The organism is Gilliamella sp. wkB72, from assembly GCF_001693745.1.
GTDB classification, from domain to species: Bacteria; Pseudomonadota; Gammaproteobacteria; order Enterobacterales; family Orbaceae; genus Gilliamella; species Gilliamella apicola_E.
The window spans coordinates 1-883 of record NZ_LZEI01000005.1; the positions used below are offsets into that span (position 1 = coordinate 1).

Annotated in this window: 3 protein-coding genes; all 3 read right to left on the reverse strand. The window is 37.4% G+C overall.

Annotation, left to right across the window (positions count from 1 at the left end):
• Window positions 1–213 (reverse strand): hypothetical protein (locus A9G07_RS01395; RefSeq protein ID WP_141677442.1); only part of this gene is annotated, 213 nt, incomplete at its 3' end.
• A complete protein-coding gene (locus tag A9G07_RS01400; protein ID WP_065733734.1) occupies window positions 210–518 on the reverse strand; it encodes a hypothetical protein in 309 nt (102 codons plus the stop codon). The genes A9G07_RS01400 and A9G07_RS01395, both read right to left, overlap by 4 nt.
• Window positions 511–883 (reverse strand): hypothetical protein (locus tag A9G07_RS11975; RefSeq protein ID WP_218059973.1); only part of this gene is annotated, 373 nt, incomplete at its 5' end. The genes A9G07_RS01400 and A9G07_RS11975, both read right to left, overlap by 8 nt.

An 883-nucleotide genomic window follows, 5' to 3' on the forward strand; every position in this document is an offset into this window, starting at 1 on the left:
TGAAGCACTTGCCTTGATAATAGTGAATGCCGAAAAAACGTTTTTCCGTAAAATTCCGCTTTCTTTGACTATTAACTTTGTACCGTCTGTGCGCATACCGGATAACGCACGATTAGTTGCATCAGCCAATACTTTATCAGTATTTTTCCCCAGCTTTTTTAAAACTGAACTGCTAATTCGTGACTGACCCGCGTCAATTTTCATCGTTATCATGACGTTAATCGCTCTAATCGAATAACTAAATCATTTGTTAGCTTTTGAACTGATGCAACGCGCCACATCTGTCCGTCGATGTTAACGCGTTCGCGCGATGTCGGCGCAGGCGACAATGAGTTAATATCACAACGATAAATAACGGTTTCTGATTCAATACCGTGTGTGAACTGTGTTGACTCAGTTGGTGTTTCGTCAACAACGGTTAACGGATAACCGTTCCACTGAATAGAAAATGCAAACTCATTTTTGTTAAAAAATACATTTGCATTATCGAGCTGTAACTGTTGTTTAAAATCACTCATCGTTATCAGATTCATCATCAATCAACAATTGACGTAATTCATCGTCAGATTGCTCTGCTGTGAATTCAATTGCACGAGCTGTCAATTCTAATTCGAGTTGTTCGCGAGATAGTGAATTGATATCTAAATCATCATCGTCTGATTCGTCATCAATTAATAATTGACGTAATTCATCATCTGATTGTTCTGCTGTGAATTCAATTGCACGAGCTGTCAATTCTAATTCGAGCTGTTCGCGGGATAGTGAATTGATATCTAAATCATCATCGTCTGATTCGTCTGCATCATTAGATTTTTCTAATAATGAATTACGATAATCAGAAACTAACTGTTGTAATTCAGCGATTTTTAAACCTTTTGCAAAA

Excerpts from the sequence above, each read along its gene's own strand:
- A9G07_RS01400 (WP_065733734.1), bottom strand. The coding sequence starts at position 518 with ATGAGTGATTTTAAACAACAGTTACAGCTCGATAATGCAAATGTATTT.